This window comes from Streptosporangium sp. OZ121 (assembly GCF_051918885.1).
Classification (GTDB): Bacteria; Actinomycetota; Actinomycetes; order Streptosporangiales; family Streptosporangiaceae; genus Streptosporangium.
Window position 1 is genome coordinate 703,516 of record NZ_JBPXMC010000001.1, and the last position, 17,417, is coordinate 720,932.

Here is a 17,417-nt window from a genome sequence, read left to right on the forward strand (position 1 = left end):
GATCACCGGATCGTGGCCGACCTCGCGGAGGTCGCGACCGGTCGGGGCGACGGCGGGAGGACGGCGAGGGAGAACCGGTGGACACCGTCAGGGCACCGGCCGGCATCGCGGTCCGGCGCGGAGGTTCCCCGCCTCACGAGAACTCCCCGCCTCGCGGAAGCTCTCCGCGAGCCGCCCCAGGCCCGGTTCGATCCTCTCCAGGGGGATCGAACCGTACCCGAGCACCAGCCCCGCCCTCGCGGGAGCCTCACCGTAGTAGGCGGCGAGGTCCTGCAGCGCGACGCCCGCCTCCCGCGCGTACGCCGCCACAAGGGCCGTGTCGACCCCGGCGTCCGGCTTCAGGTAGGCGCACAGGTGCAGGCCCGCGGCGGAGGGAACCGGCTCCAGCCACTCGTGGAGGTCACGCCGGAGGATGGTGAGGATCCGCTCGTGGCGGGCCGCGTACTCGCGCGTCGCCTTGCGGACGTGCCGCCCGAGGAGGCCCTCGTCGATGAAGCCGGCCAGCGCCGCCTGGGTGGGAAGCTCGCCGCTCCAGTCGGTGAGCCGCTTGGCGGCGCGGAGGGCGGGCTGGAGCGAGGCGGGGGCGATCAGGAAGCCCAGGCGCAGCATCGGCAGCATCGTTTTGGAGAAGGAGCCGACGTAGATGACGTGACCGCTGCGGTCGAGGCTCTGGAGCGGTTCGAGCGGGCGGTCCTCGAAGCGGAACTCGCTGTCGTAGTCGTCCTCGATCACCACGGCGCCGCGCCGCCCGGCCCATTCGAGCAGCGCGGCGCGGCGGCCGAGCGACATCGGCGTACCCAGCGGGAACTGGTGTGACGGCGTGACGTAGACGAGGCGGGCGGAGTCGGGGAGGGCGGCCACGTCCAGGCCCTCCCCGTCGACGGGTACGCCGACGACCCGCGCGCCCAGGGACCGGAACAGCAGCCTGGCCGGAGGGTAGCCCGGCTCCTCGACGGCCACCCGGCAGCCCGGCTCGATCATGACGCGGCCGATCAGGTCGAGCGCCTGCTGGGCTCCCTGCGTGACGAGCACGTCATCGGCGCTCGCCCGCACCGAGCGGGAGACACCGACGTGGCGGGCGACGGCCTCCCTCAGGTCCGCGTACCCGGAGGGGTCGCCGTAGCCGGCGGAGCGCACCAGCGCCGGACGCAGCTCGCGGGCGACGAGCCTGCGCCAGGTTTCGAGCGGGAACAGCTCCGCGTCGGGGAGCCCCACCCTGAAGTCGTAGGCGACTTCTCCCTCCGGCTCGGCCGGTGGGGCGGCCGGGGAGCGCCAGAGGCGGCGGGGACGCACGCCGCCGCCCGCGGGCGCGTTCCTGGGACGGGTGCGGGCGAGGGGCTCGGCGCACACGAAGGTGCCCGCCCCGACCCGGCCGACGAGAACGCCCTCGGCGGTGAGCCGCTCGTAGGCGACCGCCGCGGTGTTGCGCGACACGTCAAGCCGCCGCGCCAGCTCGCGGGTGGGGGGCAGACGCTCCCCCGGGCGCAGGCGGCCGTCGAGGACGGCGTCCAGGAGCTGCCGGTAGATGCGGGCGGACAGATCGCCACGACCGGTGAGGCTCACGTGGAAGTCCATTGCGTCCCCTCGTATTGGCCCAGTGGACTCTCCTCATATTGGATCTTACATGGGACCAATGGTCTCCCTAAAGTTGCCCTCCGTACGGCTCGCGGCGAGCCCTGCCAGGCCCGTGACGACCGAAAAACCGACGAAGGAGCACCATGCTCAACCGGATCATGCCCTCGTCCGGGCCGCCCCGGGTCCTCGCCCTCGCGCAACTGACCAATTCCATCGGGGACGGCGCGTACTACGTGTGCTCGGCGCTCTACTTCATCCGGATCGTGGGGCTCTCGCCGACCCAGGTCGGCTTCGCGCTGACGCTCGGCTGGGCCGTCGGCTTCGTGGCGGGCGTCCCGCTCGGCCACCTCGCCGACCGCCGGGGACCTCGCGGCACGGCGGTCCTGCTGGCCGTCGCCACGGCCGCCGCGGTCGGCTCGTTCCTGTTCGTCCGTTCCTTCCCCGTGTTCGTGGTGGCCGCCTGCCTGTACGCGATCTCGCAGTGCGGGCTCGCCGCGGCCAGGCAGGCGCTGCTCGCCGGTCTGGTGGACAGGACGCGGCGGACGCGGGTCCGGGCCCACCTGCAGGCGACGGTCAACGCCGGGCTGGCGGTCGGCGCCGCGCTCGGCGGGGCGGCGCTGCACCTCGACAGCCGGGCGGCCTACCTGACGGTTCTCGCGATGGACGCGCTGAGCTTCCTGCTCTCCGCCCTGATCCTGCTCCGCCTTCCCCCGGTGCCGCCCGCGGCGCCCGCACCGGCGGGCGAACCGGCGCTGGCGGTGCTCAGGGACAGGCCGTACGCCCTGCTCTCCTTGCTCAACATGGTCACGCTGCTGAACATGCCGCTGCTCAGCCTGGTCATCCCCCTGTGGATCGTCCAGCGGACCGAGGCCCCGAGCTGGACGGTCTCCGCCCTGCTGATCCTCAACACCCTGGGCGTCGTGCTGTTCCAGGTGCGGGTGGCCCGGCGGGTCACGGACCTGGAGAGCGCCGCCAGGTCCGTACGGCGGGCGGGCGCGGTGCTGCTCGCCGCGTGCGCGGTGTTCGCCCTGTCACCGGCCTGGTCCTCGGCGTGGGCCGCCGCGCTCGTCCTGCTCCTCGCGGCCTGCCTGCAGGTGTTCGGCGAGATGGCGCACGCCTCCGGCGCCTGGGAGATCGGGTTCGATCTCGCCCCGGCCGACAGGCAGGGGCAGTACCAGGGCTTCTTCGGGTCCGGCGCGGCGGTCGCCAGGATGCTCGGCCCGTTGCTGCTCACGACGCTGATCCTCACCTGGGGGACCCCGGGCTGGCTGGTGCTCGGCGGCCTGTTCCTGCTGTCCGGCCTCGCCACGGGACCGGCCGTGCGCTGGGCCCTGCGAACCCGGCGGGCGGAGCCGGCCGCCGAGGGGGTGTCCGGGTAGCGGGCGCGGACGCCGCGAGATCGCCGAGGCCGGGCGGCCGTTCCCGCCGGATGGCCCGCCGCCCCGTCGCGCGGGCCGGCTCGTGGACGCCCGGCGGGTCATCCGCGGCCTCGCCGGGTGACCGCGTCACCGGCCGCGCCCACCGCGAGGCCGAGGACGATCATGACGACGTAGCTGTAGACCTCGTAGCCGCCGGGGACGAGGAAACGGACGAAGCCCATGAAGTGGATCCAGCCGAACCACTCGTGCAGGAGGCCGCTCGTGCCGCCGACGACGAGGACGAAGCAGATCAGGCCGGACAGGGCGGCCAGGGGGGAGTTCGAGGTGGAGGTCATGGCCCGACGGTAGGCGCGTGGCTGCGGGCACCGGATCGGGCTCAGGACGGCCGGGTGGTGACCAAGGTCGGCCGCCGGCGGGCCGGGAGTCGTACTTAAGTATCCGGCCGCGGCCTGGACGCCCGGTCGCGGGCGGGGGGCGCGTAGGTTTTCGAAGTATGCGCCGCATCCACCGCACCCGCCGCGACTGGGTCGCCGACCTGGCGCTGTTCCTCTTCGCCGCCTGCTTCGCCGCCGTCAGCTCGCAGTCCGTCCCGATCCCCGAGGACCTCGATCCCGTGTGGCGGGACGCCGACCAGGTGGCCGGCGGGCTGGGGTGCGCGGCGGTGCTCCTGCGGCGGCGCTGGCCGGTGTCGCTGGCGGTGACGCTGCTGCTCGCGGGCACCCAGGCGCACTACCTGACCGGCCCGGCGATGGTGGCGGTGTTCACGGTGGCCGCGACCCGGCCGTGGCGGGTCACGGCGTGGGTGGCGGCGCTGGCCTTCGCGCCGCTGCCCGTCTTCCTGTGGCAGGTGGCGGAGCTGCCCGAGGCCCGCGCGGACTCGGCGCTGACGTACTTCGCGCTGATCGCCGGGGCCATCGGGTGGGGGCTGTTCCGGCGCTCCCGGCAGCAGCTGATCGCCTCGCTGCGAGAGCGTGCCGAACTGGCCGAGGCGGACGCGGAGTCGCGCGCCGAGTGGGTCCGGCGGGAGACGCGGGAGGAGATCGCCCGCGAGATGCACGACGTGCTCGGTCACCGGCTGTCGCTGCTGAGCGTGCACGCGGGGGCGCTGGAGTTCAACCCGGGCGCGCCCAGGGAGGAGATCGCGCGGGCCGCCGGGGTGATCCGGGAGAGCGCCCACCTGGCCCTGCGCGACCTGCGCGAGGTGATCGGGGTGCTGCGGGCCGGACCCGAGGAGAGTGAGCGTCCGCAGCCGGAACTGGCGGACCTGGCCCGGCTGGTGGCGGAGGCCCGGGCGACGGGCGGCCGGATCGAGCTGACCGGGCCGCCGGAAGGACCGGCGCCGCCGCCCGTGGTGGGGCGTACGGCGTACCGGATCGTCCAGGAGGCGCTGACCAACGCACGCAAGCACGCGCCCGGCGCGGCGGTCGCGGTGGAGGTGACCGGGGGCCCGGCGGGCGGGCTGGCGGTGAAGGTCCGTAACGCGCCGCCGCCCGGACCGGCTCCGGCCTCCGGCACGGGCGGGGGCGGGGACGTCGGGCAGGGGCTGATCGGGCTGGCCGAACGGGCCCGCCTGGCGGGCGGTGAGCTGACGGCCGGTCCCGCCGACGGTGGTTTCCTGGTCCACGCCTCACTACCCTGGCCCGCGACGGACATCGCGTCCGTCACGGGCCGGGGCTGAGGAGGGGACGAAGTGATCCGCACCCGTCGCGGGCCGGAGCCGAGGAGGGGGACGAGGTGATCCGCGTCCTGCTGGTCGACGACGACGCGATCGTGCGGGCCGGGCTGCGCCTGATGCTGGGCGGGGCCCCGGACGTCGAGATCGTCGCGGAGGCCGCCGACGGGGCGGAGGTACCCGCCCTGGTCGCCGCGTACGGACCCGATCTGGTGTTGATGGACATCCGGATGCCGGGCGTCGACGGGCTGGCCGCCACCGAGAGGCTCCGGGCCCGGCCCGGTGCCCCGGAGGTGCTGGTCCTGACCACCTTCCACACCGACGCGCACGTACTGCGGGCGCTGCGCGCCGGCGCGGCCGGGTTCCTTCTCAAGGACACCCCGCCGCAGGACATCGTCACGGCCGTGCGGACGGTGGCCGCCGGAGATCCGGTGCTCTCCCCCGCCGTCACCCGCCGCCTCATCGAGCAGGTGACGGACGGCTCCGAGCAGGAGGACCGGGCCGCCGCCGCCCGGGCCCGGCTGGCGCTGCTGGCCGAGCGGGAGCGGGAGGTGGCCCTGGCGGTCGGGCGCGGCCGCTCCAACGCGGAGATCGCGCGGGAGCTGCATCTGGCGCTGCCGACGGTGAAGACGCACGTGTCACGGATCCTGACCCGGCTGGATCTCAACAACCGGGTCCAGATCGCCCTGCTGGTCCACGACGCGAGCACGCCGGCCCGGACCACGACGCGATTCAGAGGTCGAGGATGAGGTCCTCGCGGGGTTGCGAGCAGCAGATCAGCGCGTTGCCGTCGGCGGGGGCCTCCACCGGCTCCGGCGAGTAGCCGACCGCGCCGGACAGCAGACCGCTCTCGCAGGTGTGGCAGACCCCGGTACGGCACGACCAGCGAGTCGGCACATCGCACGCCTCCGCGAGGTCGAGCAGGCTCTCGTAGGCGGGGTTCCAGGAGACGGTGAGGCCGCTGCGCGCGAACGTGACGGCGGGCCCGGCTCCCGGCGCGCCGTCGGGTGGGTGCGGGGGGCGGGCGGCTACCGGGGTCACTCCCGGCGTCAGCGCCGCCTCCGCGCCGAAGACCTCCGTGTGGACGCTCGCGGGGGCGAGTTCGGAGGCGACGAGGGCGGGCGGCAGGTCGCGCATGAAGGCGGGAGGACCGCACAGGTAGGCGTCGGCGGCGTGCGGGACGCCGAGGCGGCCGAGCAGTTCGACCGACAGCCGTCCCGCCGTGCCGTAGTCGACTCCCTGGCGGTCGCCGGGCGCGGGCCGGCTGTAGCAGACGTGCTCGTGCGCGTTGGGAAGCAGGGCGCGAAGGCCGCCGCTCTCCGCGGCGAACGGGTGTTCCGTACCGTCGCGCGTGCCGTACAGCCACCACACCTCGCGGGTCGAGCGGGCGGCGGCGAGGGCGTGCAGCATGGCGAGGACGGGGGTCGCGCCGATGCCCGCCGAGAGCAGCAGGACCGGAGCGTCGCCTTCTTCCAGGGTGAACGTGCCGCGCGGCGCCGCCGCTTCGAGAAGGTCGCCGACACGCAGGTGGGTGCGGAGATAGGTGCTGGCGACACCCCTGGGCTCCTGCTTGACGCTGATCCGGTAGCGACCGGCGTCGGGAGGACCGGACAGCGAGTAACTGCGGATGACCGGCGGGCCGCCGCTCTCGGGGCGCAGCCGTACGGTGAGGAACTGGCCCGGCAGGGCGGCGGGCAGCGGCTCCCCGTCGACGGCCTCCAGGGTCAGCGAGAACACGCTGCGGCTCTCGGCGTCGATCCGGGTGATCCGCAGCGGCCGGAACCCCGGCCAGGCGGGCGACGGCCCGGCCGCGACGGGTGTCAGCCCCGGGTTCCCCGCCGATCCCTTCTTCGTGCCCCTGTCATCAGGCCGGTCGAGCAGGGCGCGCAGGGACCCCCGCCAGCCTTCGCTCAGGGCGGGGATGCGCAGCGCCCGCTCCAGCCGGTCGCGGGGGTGGCCCGGCAGGTAGAGCAGGGCGTCGATCTCCGCGACGGACATCGCCTCCGGGCCGGAGGCGACCTTGACGATCTCGTCGCCCGCCTCCACCCGCCCTTCGGTGATCACCCGGAGGTAGAACCCGGGACGCCGGTGGGACACCAGCAGGGCCGCCATCCGCGGCTCGTTCATCCGCAGGCCCACCCGGTAGCAGGTGACCCGGGGCTGGGTGACCTCGAACACCGCCTCCCCGACGCGGTAGCGGTCGCCGACGCACACCTCGTCGTCGGGCAGCCCGTCGACCGTGAAGTTCTCCCCGAACTGGCCGTAGACGAAGTCGTCGCGGCCGAGCTCCTCCTGCCAGTGCCGGTAGGAGTCGATCTGGTAGACCAGCACCGCGCGGTGCTCGCCGCCGTGCCCCCGAAGGTCTCCCTGGCCGTCCCCGTCGATGTTCAGGCGGCGTACCGTGCGCGGCCCGGCCACGGACCGCTTCCACACCCCGGTGTGCACCGTCGTGCCGTGCCACGGGACGTCCCTGGGCAGGCCGACGTTGATCGACAGGAGCGTCGCCACGTGTCTTCCCCCTCACCAAGAGGCACCCGGCTCCCTTGCACGATACCTCGTTCTCGCAGGTCAGCTGGGATCTCGCAGCGCGGCCCCCGGACCTGCGCGCAGCGCGGCCCCGACTGTGGCGTTCACCTTCCAGCCCTCTTTTCGCGCCTTGACGTGATTCGCCAGGAGATGACGAAATCCGGGCCGCACATGGCGTGCGGCCCGGATTCCTTCACGAAATGGATTCAGGCCAGGCCGATGGCGGGGCCGCCGGCTCTTGCGGCTAACCGAGGTACTGGTGCAGGTCGTTCAGGTTGTTACTCGGGTTGTAGGTGCAGTAGTACCGGAGGCCGAGGGTGGGGTTCGACCTTTTGTAGGCCTCTCTGATGCAGGTGTTGCAGTCGCTCCAGCTTCTGATGAACCTGCTCGGCGGCCTGGCGCTCGTCGGCAGGCCGCAGCTGTTCGCGGCGATGGAGACGGGACCCGACATCGACGCAGACGCCGAGGTCGACGCGGATGCCGGCGTCGCGACGGCGGCGGGGACCAGAAGCGCCGACGCACACAGAGCCGTCCCCGCGAGAATTTTCCTCACCAGTGTCATGAATGCTCCTACCCAGAGGTGTGTGGAGAACGTGATGACCGTGGCGACCGCCAGGACAGAAATCCTGGTCTTCGGTCGCATACGCTGACCGATATTCCGCTCTTTCCATTCGGGTGACCCGAAGTGCGGAACCTAGATAAAGGTCACCTTTTTCCGGATGTTCGGCAACCTATAAGGTTCCAGGGTGATTCGCCCCGAGCGTCTCAGCCTGGGGACATCGCCTACTCCGTCCGCGGGCTCGGGACGTTCGTCGCCGAGCGGGCCGGCAGTGGCGTCAGACGCGAGAGCCCCGACCCCGTGAGCCCCGGGCCTGTCTCGTACGCCCCGCGACCGAACCGGTCGCGGGGCGCTTCCATGATCGTGCGCATCTCATGCGCACTTATGCGCAATCCACGGGGGGAACCCTGGGGTTTGATGAAACACCATTCATTGCGTCTTCCCAGGTCAACAGCTAGACCGTCTCGCTGACCAGGTGCGCCACGCACTCCACGTGATGGGTCATCGGGAAGGCGTCGAAAGCCCGCAGATCGGCGAGGCGGTAGCCCCGCTCGGCGAACCAGGCCAGGTCACGGGCGAGGGTGGCCGGGTCGCAGGAGACGTACACGATCCGGGTCGCCTGGAGGGTGGTCACGCGGTCGACGACGTCGCGGCCCAGCCCGGCCCTGGGCGGGTCGACGACGACCAGGTCCGCGCGCTCGATGCCGAAGCGGTCGAGGGCGTTCTCCACCCGTCCCCTGGCGAAGCGGGCCTGGGGCAGGTCGCGGAGGTTGCGCTCGGCGTCGCGGACCGCCACGGACTCGGACTCGACGCCGAACACGGCCCCCTCGGGACCGACCGCCTCGGCCAGCCCGGCGGCGAACAGGCCGACGCCGCAGTAGAGGTCGAGGGCCCACTCCCCCGGCTGCGGGGCGGCGAACTCCATGACGGCGTCGAGCAGGGTGGCGGCGGCGCCGGGGTGCACCTGCCAGAAGCCGCTGCCGGTGACCTGGAAGTCGCGCTCGGCGACGCGCTCGACGAGATGGTTGCGGCCGTGGACGACGCGGCTGCGGCCCTTGCCCTCGTCGACGAAGACGGCCACGCTCGTGTCGAGGTCGGGCACGGCCACCGTGCGGCGGGGCTTGGGCGCGACCACGACCGCCTGGTCGCCGGTGGTGGAGGCGATGACCTCGACCGAGGAGGCGTTGCGCCAGTTCATGACCTCGGCGCCGACGTTCTCCACCTCGGGGTGGGCGATCAGGCAGGCGTCCACCGGCTCGACGTCGTGGGAGCGGTGGCGGCGCAGGCCCAGGCCGCCCTCGCGGTCGACGGCGAACTGGACGCGGGTGCGCCAGCCGAGCCCGTCCGGGGCTCCGGGGACCTCCTCGACGGTGCCCTTCCAGTCGATCGAGGCCAGGCGCTTGAGCTGCTCGGCCACCACGTCGGCCTTCAGGCGGCGCTGCGCGTCGAGGGAGGCGTGCTGCCAGTCGCAGCCGCCGCAGCGGCCGGGGCCCGCGAACGGGCACGGCGGGGTCACCCGGTCGGCGGAGGGCTCCAGGATCTCGATCGCGTCGGCCCGCAGGAACCGGGAGGTCTCCTCGGTGATCTCGGCGGTGACCCGCTCGCCGGGCAGCGCGTGCCGTACGAAGACGACCCGGCCGTCGTGGCGGGCGACGCACCAGCCACCGTGCGCAACCGGTCCTACGGTCAGTTCGATGGCCATGGTCGTTGCCCCCAAGGGAAAATCCGTCGTCGGTCGAGCCTCCTCGCGTCAGGAGCGCATACGAAAGGTTATGCCTTGACGTCCTCGTCCCGTGCCGCCTCCTGGCGCGGACGGCGTACGGCACCCGGCGCGAAGGGCTCGGGGCGGCCCTTGAGCCGGTCGGAGGAGTGCAGCTGCCAGGGCACGCTGATGACCATCACACCCGGCTGGAACAGCAGGCGGCCCTTCAGCCGCAGCGCGCTCTGGTTGTGCAGGAGGTGCTCCCACCAGTGGCCGACGACGTACTCGGGGATGTAGACGCTCACCACGTCGCGGGGCGAGCGGCGGCGCAGCGACTTGACGTACTCCAGGATCGGCCGGGTGATCTCGCGGTAGGGCGAGTCGAGCATCTTCAGCGGCACCGGGATGCCGCGCCGTTCCCACTCCTCCTGCAGCGCCCTGGCCTCGGGGCCCTCCACCCCCACGGTGATCGCCTCCAGCTTGGAGGGACGGGTGGCGCGGGCGTAGGCGAGGGCGCGCAGGGTCGGCTTGTGGATCTTGGAGACCAGGACGATGGCGTGGTTGCGCGCGGGCAGCATCGACTCGTCCACCTGGGGGTCCTCGGCGACGGCGAGCTCGGCGGCCACGTTCTCGTAGTGGCGGTGGATGCCCTTCATCATCAGGAACAGCACCGGCATGGCCACGCAGACGATCCACGCACCGTGGGTGAACTTGGTGACCAGCACCACCACCAGCACCACGCCGGTCATCACGCCGCCGAAGAAGTTGATGGTCCGCGAGCGGTGCATCTGGTGGCGGACCCTCAGGTCGCCCTCGGTCCTCAGGTGCCGGGTCCAGTGCCTGACCATGCCGATCTGGCTCAGCGTGAACGACACGAAGACGCCCACGATGTAGAGGTTGAGCAGGCGGCTGACGTCGGCGTCGAAGCCCCACAGCAGCAGGCAGGCCCCGGCGGCGAGGATCACGATGCCGTTGGAGAAGGCGAGCCGGTCTCCCCGGGTGTGCAGCTGGCGGGGCAGGTAGCGGTCCTGGGCCAGGATCGAGCCGAGCACCGGGAAGCCGTTGAAGGCGGTGTTGGCGGCCAGGAACAGGATCAGCGCGGTGACGGCCGCGATGACGAAGAAGGGCAGCGAGCCGTTGCCGAAGACCGCGTCCGCCACCTGGGCGATGATCGGCTGCTGGTAGTAGCCGGTTCCGGCGGGCTTGCCGTCGATGAGGACGTCGCGGTAGGCGACGGAGGGCTCGGCGACCTTGACGCCCGAGGCCAGCCCCAGGGTGATGATGCCGACGAACATGGTCACCGAGACCAGGCCCATCATCAGCAGGGTGTTCGCGGCGTTCTTGCTCTTGGGCTTTCGGAAGGCGGGCACGCCGTTGCTGATCGCCTCGACGCCGGTGAGGGCGGCACAGCCGGAGGAGAACGCGCGCAGGATCAGGAAGGCCGCCGCGAAGGAGGTCAGGTTCGTCTGCTCGGCGATGATCTCGTACCCGGAGGTGGGCGCGTGCAGCTCGTCGCCGAGGACGAGCACCCGGAAACCGCCCCACGCGACCAGGCCGAGGACGGCGAACATGAAGGCGTAGGTGGGGATCGCGAAGGCCGCGCCCGACTCGCGGATGCCGCGCAGGTTGACGATCGTCAGCAGCACGACGATGAGGATCGCGACCAGCGGCTTGTGCTGGGCGACGTACGGGATGGTGGCGCCCACGTAGTCGACGCCGTTGGCGACCGAGACCGCGACGGTCAGCACGTAGTCGACCATCAGGGCGCTGGCGACGGTCAGGCCCGCGTTCGGGCCGAGGTTGACGGTGGCGACCTCGTAGTCGCCGCCCCCGCTGGGGTAGGCGTGCACGTTCTGCCGGTACGACGCCACGACGGTGAGCATCACCACCACGACGGCGACGGCGACCCAGGGGCTGAAGTGGTAGAAGGAGACTCCGGCGAGAGAGAGGATGACCAGGATCTCCTGCGGGGCGTAGGCCACGGAGGAGAGGGCGTCACTCGCGAAGACGGGCAGCGCGATGCGCTTGGGAAGCAGCTGCTCGTGCAGCTGCGTGCTGCGCAGCGCCCGCCCGATGAAAAGGCGTTTGACAAGGTCCGTCACCTTCGACACGTCTGCAGATGCTAGCCGTTATTACTCGGCCCCACTCACGCGGCACTCCTGGGGCGGTCCATACTGGCTGAATACATCGGGATCAAGATCCGCCTCACAGCGACCGGCGGGGGAGCATGCATATCGTGATCATGGGGTGTGGCCGGGTCGGTTCGACCCTGGCGCACATCCTCGAGGACAGCGGCCACTCGGTCGCGATCATCGACCGTGACCCGCAGGCGTTCCGCCGCCTGCGGGCGGGGTTTCGGGGTCGCAGGGTGACCGGGATCGGGTTCGACCGGGACGTCCTGGAGGAGGCCGGCATCGAGGCCGCGGGCGCCTACGTGGCGGTGAGCAGCGGCGACAACTCGAACATCATCTCCGCCAGGGTCGCCCGCGAGACGTTCGGCGTGGACAACGTCGTGGCGAGGATCTACGACTCCCGGCGCGCCGAGGTCTACCAGCGGCTGGGCATCCCCACCGTGGCCACGGTCCGCTGGACCGCCGACCAGATCCTGCGCCGCGTCCTGCCCGAGGGCGCCGAGCCGCTCTGGCGCGACCCCAGCGGGTGCGTGGTGCTGGCGGAGGTGGCCTACCACCCCGGCTGGATCGGCACCCCGACGAGGGATCTGGAGGCGGCGGCGGGCACCCGACTGGCGTTCATCAACCGGATCGGCGACACCCTGCTGCCCAAGAACGACTCGGTGGTGCAGGAGGGCGACGTGCTGCACGTCATGGCGGTCGAGACCGATATGGACCGCATCAACAAGGTGCTGTCCGGGGCGCCGGAGGAGGAGCACTGATGCGCGTCACCATCGCCGGCGCGGGAGCGGTCGGCCGGTCGATCGCCGCCGAACTCCTGGAGAACGGCCACGAGGTCCTGCTCGTCGACATCGACCCCAAGGCCATCAAGATCGATACCGTGCCGCGGGCGGAGTGGCTGCTCGCCGACGCCTGCGAGATCTCCTCGCTGGACGAGGCGGGCCTGGCCGAGTGCCACGTGGTCGTCGCCGCCAGCGGCGACGACAAGGTCAACCTCGTGGTGTCGCTGCTCGCCAAGACGGAGTACGGCGTGCCGCGCGTGGTCGCCAGGATCAACCACCCCAAGAACGAGTGGCTGTTCAACGAGTCGTGGGGCGTCGACGTGGCCGTCTCGACCCCGCGCCTGCTGAGCGCGCTGGTCGAGGAGGCGGTCAGCGTCGGCGACCTGGTGCGGCTGATGACCTTCCGTCAGGGGCAGGCCAACCTGGTCGAGCTCACCCTGCCCGAGGACGCGCCGGTCGTCGGCCAGCGAGCCGGCTCGGTGCCGTGGCCCAACGACACCGCCCTGGTCGCGATCCTGCGCGAGGGCCGGGTGCTGGTGCCCACCGCCGACGACCCGCTGGAGGCCGGTGACGAGCTGATGTTCGTGGCCAGCCAGGAGGTCGAGGAGGAGCTGGCCGAGCTCCTGTCTCCGCACCGCACGCCCCGCTGAGCCGGGATCTCCCGCACCGCACGCCGTTCCCGGCCCGGACCCGGAGCAGGTGCGAAGCCGGGATCCCCCCGCGCCGCACGCCGTTCCCGGCCCGGACCCGGAGCAGGCGGGAAGGGCCGCGCCGGCGGGGAAAGGGAGGCCCTCCGCGACGGCGCGGAGGGCGGCGGACCCGGGACCGGGCCCCGCGGTCAGGAGACCGCGGGCCGCACCGGGGTCCTGCCCCGAGCCAGGAGCCACACCATGGCGGCGAATGCCGCGACCTGGAGCGGCCAGCCCATCGCGATCTTGAGGATGCCCAGCTCGGCGACGGCGTCGTCCCGGCCGATCAGGTAGACGGGGAGCTGCACCGCCACCCGGACCACGCACGGGATCATCAGCAGCCAGGTGAGCCTGGTGCACAGCTTCACCACGGCCGGATCCGCGCGCCACGCGGTCGGGTCGCCGGTGACGGATCCGATGAGGAAGCCCACCACCGGCCATCGGGTGACGATCGACAGCAGCATCACCACGGAGTAGCCGGCGTTGTAGAGGATGCCCGGCAGGAAGACGTCCTCCGCCTGGCCGGTGCGGGAGGCGAAGAACGCGCCGATGCCGATGCCGATCAGGCTGTTGACCACGAACTGCGGCGTCGAGCGTTGCAGCAGCCGCACGACGAGCAGCAGCACCGCGGCCGAGATGCTGACGATCAGGGACTGCTTCAGGTTGGAGGTGGCGACCCACATGCCGGTGAAGGCGATGGTGGGCACGGCGGCCTCGATGACGCCCCGCACTCCGCCGAAGGCCTTGGCAAGCTGGCTGCGGATCGCGGCCTCGACCGTGTCGTGCGCGGTGGTCTCGCCGGTGGTGGTCATCTTCTCGCTCACCGTCTCGTGATCGTCAATCACTCACGCACCGCCCGCGGGGCGCAGCTCGTATCTCGGATTGAACATGACTTTGCGGCCATCCTGCACGCTGACGAGTCCTTCCGCCAGCACCAGGCGCCCCGGCTCGATGCCCGCGATCTTCCTTCGGCCCAGCCATATCAGGTCGATCACATCGGAACCATCGTAAAGCTCGGCCTCCAGCGCCGGAGCGCCTCCGCGGGGGCGCAGTGTCACCGTCCGCAGCGTACCGGTCACGCAGAAGCGGCGGCGCATGCCGCACGAGACGATGGGCGTGGCGCCGTGGCGGTCGAGGTCCTGCTGGAGCTCGTCGGCCTCCAATTCGGCCTGACCGGCGGTCAACCGGCGAAAGAACCCCCGCAGACCGCTCTGTTTATGCGGCTCCTGAGAACCCACGGACCTCTCCTTCACACACGAGTCGAACCAGCGTACGCGATCGGGCCCGTCAGCGGATCTCGGCGATCTCCGGCCCGCGGTCGAACGGGTTGAGGTCGGGCACGTCGCCCCCGGCGGCCTGCTGCTCCGCGGCCTGCCTGGCCTCGGGCGGCAGCCGGAGCTCGATCGCCTCCTTGGGCGCCATCGGCTCGTCGCCGCGTACCACGACTATGTCCCGGACGACACCCTCCAGCGTCGCGGCGACCCCGGCGTCCTCCGCGGCCTTCCCGCTGATCACCGCGCGCAGGAACCAGCGTGGCCCGTCCACCCCGATGTAGCGGACCGGCTGCTCGCCGCCCTCCGCCGGGATCCTGGCGGCCAGCTCGACGCCGAACGCCCCCTCCCGCTCCTCGGCGGTGCCCCCGGCGCTCTTGACCCCCTCGGCCAGCTCGGCCCTGACCTCCTCCCAGATCCCGCTCCGCTTGGGCGCCGCGAAGGCGTGCACCTGCAGGGCGCTCCCCTCGAACAGGACCACCGCGCCGACGATCTGGTCACCGGCCAGGTTGAGCTGCACCTCGAAACCGGCGTCGACCGGCAGGCGCATGCCTCCGAGGTCGACCCGCTCCCGCTCGGGATGGGGCTCGTCGGCGTCCCACGGCCCCGACTCCCGCGAAGGGACCTGCTCGACCTCCTCCACCACGGCCTTGGCGGCCTTGGCGGCCGGGGACTTCTCACGGCGGTTACGTCCGAACACTTTCCTCACGCTCCTTGAAGATTCACTGGTCACTCGTCCCCCGCCGGGCACGGCGGCGGGCGGCCCCGCGGGCCGGAGGCGCGCTCCGGTCCCCGATCACCACCGGCCACCTCGCCCATCTCGCCGGGTTCGCTCCCTGTCAGCGGCCGGTGGACCCGAACCCGCCGGCGCCTCGCGCCGATCCCGGCAACCGGTCCACCTCGTGGAACACCGCCTTCTCCACCTTCTGGATCACCAGTTGCGCGACGCGGTCTCCCCTGCGCAGCCGTACGGCGTTCTTGGTGTCGGTGTTGATCAGCGTCACCCTGATCTCGCCCCGGTATCCCGCGTCGACGGTGCCGGGCGCGTTGACGAGCGTCACGCCGTGCCTGGAGGCCAGGCCCGAGCGCGGGTGGACGAACGCGGCGTACCCGTCGGGCAGGGCGATCGCCAGCCCGGTGCCGACCACGGCCCGCTCTCCGGGGAGGAGCTCGACGTCCTCGGCTGCGTGGAGATCGGCGCCCGCGTCGCCCGGGTGGGCGTACGAGGGCGGCGGCAGGTCGGCGTCGAGCCGGTGGATCAACACCTCGACGGTGTGGGTCACGGGTTCACCTCGTACTCGTGGTGCTCGTCGGCGATCGTCTGGATGTCGCCGTGCTTGGCGAAATGTTCCATGGCCACCTCGATGAAGAGCGCCGCGGCCCGCACGGCGACCGGGCCGTCCGGGGAACCGATCCGGCCCTCAGCCTCAAGGTACGCCTTCCTGCCCGACATGCCGTTGCACCAGGCGCGAAGATGCAGGACGGTGCCGACCGGAACCGGCGCGAGATAGTCGGTCTCCAGCCGCCCGGTGACGTAGGGGCGCTGGAAGAGCCACACGGACATACCGATGACCTCGTCCATCGCCGCGGCGAGCACGCCGCCGTGCGCCAGGCCGGGCGCGCCCTGGTGGGTCTCCTCCACGGTGAACTCGGCGACCACCGTGACCCCGTCAGGGGTGAGGGCGGTCAGGTGCAGGCCGTTCGGGTGTCCGGCGCCGCAGCCGAAGCAGCGGCTGTAGTGGGGGCCGAGCGGGGTGCCGGGAGCGGGCGCGCCGGGAAGCGGCCTCGGGCGGGTCGCATCCGGTGGGGGGGTGGTCAGGGCGGAACGGGTCACGGGGCAGAACGTTACCCCCTGGGCTGCGGTGATTCCTCATTCACCGGTTTTCCCGCCGCACCCGACGGCGCCGGGCCGCCGGGATCACCCGGATCACCGGGCTCGGGGCCGCCGGAATCAGAGCCGCCTGGATCAGGGCCACCGGAATCGGGGCCACCGGGAACGGGCCCGCCGGGATCGGGATGTGGCGGGGCCGGTGGCAGCGCCAGATGGGAACCGCCCATGAGTTCGGGCAGTGCCCGGTAGATCACGGCGGCCACCGGCACCGCCACGGCGGCCCCGGCGATGCCCGCCAGGATGCCGCCCACCGCCAGCACCAGGATGATCGCCAACGGGTGGAAGTGGAGCACCCTGCCGACGATCAGCGGCTGGAGCACGTGGTTCTCCAGCTGCTGCTCCACGAGCAGGATGCCGAGGAAGATCAGGGCGTAGATCGGGCCCTTGGCGCCGAGGGTGACCAGGGTGGCCACGGCGCCGGCGAAGAAGATGCCGACGATGGGGATGAAGCTGGCCAGGAAGATCATCACCGCGAGAGGCGCCCAGAGCGGCACGCCCATCCCCGCGAGCACGATACCCATGATCACGCCGTGTACGGCGGCCACCGCGACCGTGCCCTGCACGTAGTGCGAGAGCGTCACCCAGGCGGCCCGCCCGGCCATGTCGACGCGGGGCGCGACGTCGCCGAAGCCCTTCAGGAACCACGACCAGATCCGGTCGCCGTCCTTGAGCAGGAAGAACGTCACGAACAGCAGCAGCACGATGGAGGCCAGCACCTCCAGCGCCACCGTGGCGCCGGTGAGGACCGTCTGGGTGATCTGGTTGCGCTGGGTGGTGATCTGCTTGCCGATCTCGTCGACCCAGCTGGTGATCTGGGTCGGCTGCAGGTGCAGTGGCCCGGTGTAGAGCCAGTTCTCCACGGTCTTGGCCGTCTGGCGCACCTGGTCGACGAGGCCGGGGAACTCGTCGTTGGCGCGCACCCCGATGATCCAGCCGGTGCCGCCGAGCACGGTGAGCGCGATGATCATCGTGAGCCAGGTCGCGTAGATGGGCCGCATGCCCATCGCGCCGAACCGCCTGGTGAGCGGGAACAGCAGCGCGGTCAGCAGGAGCGCGATGGCCACCGGCAGCACCACGATGCGCAACGTCGCGATGAACTGCGCGAAGTAGAAGACGGCCCAGCCGATGATGATCAGGCAGAGGCTCCACATCGCGATGCGCAGCAACGTGCGAGGCACCAGGCTGGTCAGGCGTTCCCGATCGGAGATCACGTAATCCAGACTGTCACGCCCGGAAGGG

General features: G+C 71.9%; 17 protein-coding genes. 6 read left to right on the plus strand and 11 right to left on the minus strand.

Annotated features, from left to right (window positions below):
* Nucleotides 1-87: 87 nt before the first annotated feature.
* A complete protein-coding gene (pdxR, locus tag ACTOQ1_RS03350) occupies nt 88-1,575 on the minus strand; it encodes a MocR-like pyridoxine biosynthesis transcription factor PdxR (RefSeq protein WP_440064310.1) in 1,488 nt (495 codons plus the stop codon).
* Between the two features lie 143 nt (nt 1,576-1,718).
* On the opposite strand from pdxR, the gene ACTOQ1_RS03355 reads away from it, so the two are divergent.
* A complete protein-coding gene (locus ACTOQ1_RS03355) occupies nt 1,719-2,954 on the plus strand; it encodes an MFS transporter (protein ID WP_440064312.1) in 1,236 nt (411 codons plus the stop codon).
* A gap of 98 nt (nt 2,955-3,052) precedes the next feature.
* On the opposite strand, the gene ACTOQ1_RS03360 is transcribed toward ACTOQ1_RS03355, so the two are convergent.
* Nucleotides 3,053-3,289, minus strand: a complete 237-nt coding sequence (locus ACTOQ1_RS03360) for a hypothetical protein (RefSeq protein ID WP_440064314.1) — start codon at nt 3,287-3,289, stop codon at nt 3,053-3,055.
* Nucleotides 3,290-3,447: 158 nt separating this feature from the next.
* Between ACTOQ1_RS03360 and ACTOQ1_RS03365 the strand changes: the two genes are divergently transcribed.
* A complete protein-coding gene (locus tag ACTOQ1_RS03365; RefSeq protein ID WP_440064315.1) occupies nt 3,448-4,632 on the plus strand; it encodes a sensor histidine kinase in 1,185 nt (394 codons plus the stop codon).
* A gap of 56 nt (nt 4,633-4,688) precedes the next feature.
* Nucleotides 4,689-5,375: a response regulator transcription factor gene (locus ACTOQ1_RS03370; RefSeq protein WP_440064317.1), complete on the plus strand. Its 687-nt coding sequence runs from the start codon at nt 4,689-4,691 to the stop codon at nt 5,373-5,375.
* Here ACTOQ1_RS03370 and ACTOQ1_RS03375 read toward each other — a convergent pair.
* Entirely contained in the window at nt 5,359-7,134 is a 1,776-nt protein-coding gene (locus ACTOQ1_RS03375) for an MOSC domain-containing protein (protein ID WP_440064319.1), read from the minus strand. The genes ACTOQ1_RS03370 and ACTOQ1_RS03375 overlap by 17 nt on opposite strands.
* A 374-nt stretch (nt 7,135-7,508) precedes the next feature.
* Between ACTOQ1_RS03375 and ACTOQ1_RS03380 the strand changes: the two genes are divergently transcribed.
* Complete coding sequence (locus ACTOQ1_RS03380) at nt 7,509-7,802, plus strand: hypothetical protein (protein ID WP_440064320.1); 294 nt, start codon at nt 7,509-7,511, stop codon at nt 7,800-7,802.
* Nucleotides 7,803-8,165: 363 nt separating this feature from the next.
* On the opposite strand, the gene ACTOQ1_RS03385 is transcribed toward ACTOQ1_RS03380, so the two are convergent.
* Together ACTOQ1_RS03385 and ACTOQ1_RS03390 are read right to left on the minus strand one after the other, a co-directional pair.
* Entirely contained in the window at nt 8,166-9,413 is a 1,248-nt protein-coding gene (locus ACTOQ1_RS03385; protein WP_440064322.1) for a class I SAM-dependent RNA methyltransferase, read from the minus strand.
* Nucleotides 9,414-9,481: 68 nt separating this feature from the next.
* Nucleotides 9,482-11,524, minus strand: coding sequence for an APC family permease (locus ACTOQ1_RS03390; RefSeq protein ID WP_440064324.1), 2,043 nt, complete (start codon nt 11,522-11,524; stop codon nt 9,482-9,484).
* Between the two features lie 116 nt (nt 11,525-11,640).
* Between ACTOQ1_RS03390 and ACTOQ1_RS03395 the strand changes: the two genes are divergently transcribed.
* Together ACTOQ1_RS03395 and ACTOQ1_RS03400 are read left to right on the plus strand one after the other, a co-directional pair.
* A complete protein-coding gene (locus ACTOQ1_RS03395) occupies nt 11,641-12,306 on the plus strand; it encodes a potassium channel family protein (protein ID WP_362681267.1) in 666 nt (221 codons plus the stop codon).
* On the plus strand, nt 12,306-12,977 hold the full coding sequence (locus ACTOQ1_RS03400; RefSeq protein WP_329084000.1) for a potassium channel family protein: 672 nt from the start codon (nt 12,306-12,308) through the stop codon (nt 12,975-12,977). Before ACTOQ1_RS03395 ends, ACTOQ1_RS03400 begins: the two co-directional genes overlap by 1 nt.
* A 188-nt stretch (nt 12,978-13,165) precedes the next feature.
* Here the strand turns inward: ACTOQ1_RS03400 and ACTOQ1_RS03405 are convergent, their stop codons facing one another.
* The 6 genes from ACTOQ1_RS03405 to ACTOQ1_RS03430 form a co-directional block, all read right to left on the minus strand.
* A complete protein-coding gene (locus ACTOQ1_RS03405; RefSeq protein ID WP_440064767.1) occupies nt 13,166-13,828 on the minus strand; it encodes a DUF3159 domain-containing protein in 663 nt (220 codons plus the stop codon).
* Between the two features lie 33 nt (nt 13,829-13,861).
* On the minus strand, nt 13,862-14,254 hold the full coding sequence (locus ACTOQ1_RS03410) for an OB-fold nucleic acid binding domain-containing protein (RefSeq protein ID WP_344744598.1): 393 nt from the start codon (nt 14,252-14,254) through the stop codon (nt 13,862-13,864).
* A gap of 49 nt (nt 14,255-14,303) precedes the next feature.
* On the minus strand, nt 14,304-14,987 hold the full coding sequence (locus ACTOQ1_RS03415) for a DUF3710 domain-containing protein (protein ID WP_440064327.1): 684 nt from the start codon (nt 14,985-14,987) through the stop codon (nt 14,304-14,306).
* A gap of 139 nt (nt 14,988-15,126) precedes the next feature.
* On the minus strand, nt 15,127-15,570 hold the full coding sequence (gene dut / locus ACTOQ1_RS03420; RefSeq protein WP_440064329.1) for a dUTP diphosphatase: 444 nt from the start codon (nt 15,568-15,570) through the stop codon (nt 15,127-15,129).
* Complete coding sequence (locus ACTOQ1_RS03425) at nt 15,567-16,121, minus strand: PaaI family thioesterase (protein ID WP_440064331.1); 555 nt, start codon at nt 16,119-16,121, stop codon at nt 15,567-15,569. Before ACTOQ1_RS03425 ends, dut begins: the two co-directional genes overlap by 4 nt.
* A gap of 11 nt (nt 16,122-16,132) precedes the next feature.
* A complete protein-coding gene (locus ACTOQ1_RS03430; protein ID WP_440064333.1) occupies nt 16,133-17,389 on the minus strand; it encodes an AI-2E family transporter in 1,257 nt (418 codons plus the stop codon).
* Nucleotides 17,390-17,417 lie beyond the last annotated feature (28 nt).

Bases quoted from the DNA above. Each gene is read 5' to 3' on its own strand.
- pdxR (WP_440064310.1), bottom strand. From the start codon at position 1,575: ATGGACTTCCACGTGAGCCTCACCGGTCGTGGCGATCTGTCCGCCCGC.
- ACTOQ1_RS03355 (WP_440064312.1), top strand. From the start codon at position 1,719: ATGCTCAACCGGATCATGCCCTCGTCCGGGCCGCCCCGGGTCCTCGCC.
- ACTOQ1_RS03360 (WP_440064314.1), bottom strand. From the start codon at position 3,289: ATGACCTCCACCTCGAACTCCCCCCTGGCCGCCCTGTCCGGCCTGATC.
- ACTOQ1_RS03365 (WP_440064315.1), top strand. From the start codon at position 3,448: ATGCGCCGCATCCACCGCACCCGCCGCGACTGGGTCGCCGACCTGGCG.
- ACTOQ1_RS03385 (WP_440064322.1), bottom strand. From the start codon at position 9,413: ATGGCCATCGAACTGACCGTAGGACCGGTTGCGCACGGTGGCTGGTGC.
- ACTOQ1_RS03395 (WP_362681267.1), top strand. From the start codon at position 11,641: ATGCATATCGTGATCATGGGGTGTGGCCGGGTCGGTTCGACCCTGGCG.
- ACTOQ1_RS03400 (WP_329084000.1), top strand. From the start codon at position 12,306: ATGCGCGTCACCATCGCCGGCGCGGGAGCGGTCGGCCGGTCGATCGCC.
- ACTOQ1_RS03405 (WP_440064767.1), bottom strand. From the start codon at position 13,828: ATGACCACCACCGGCGAGACCACCGCGCACGACACGGTCGAGGCCGCG.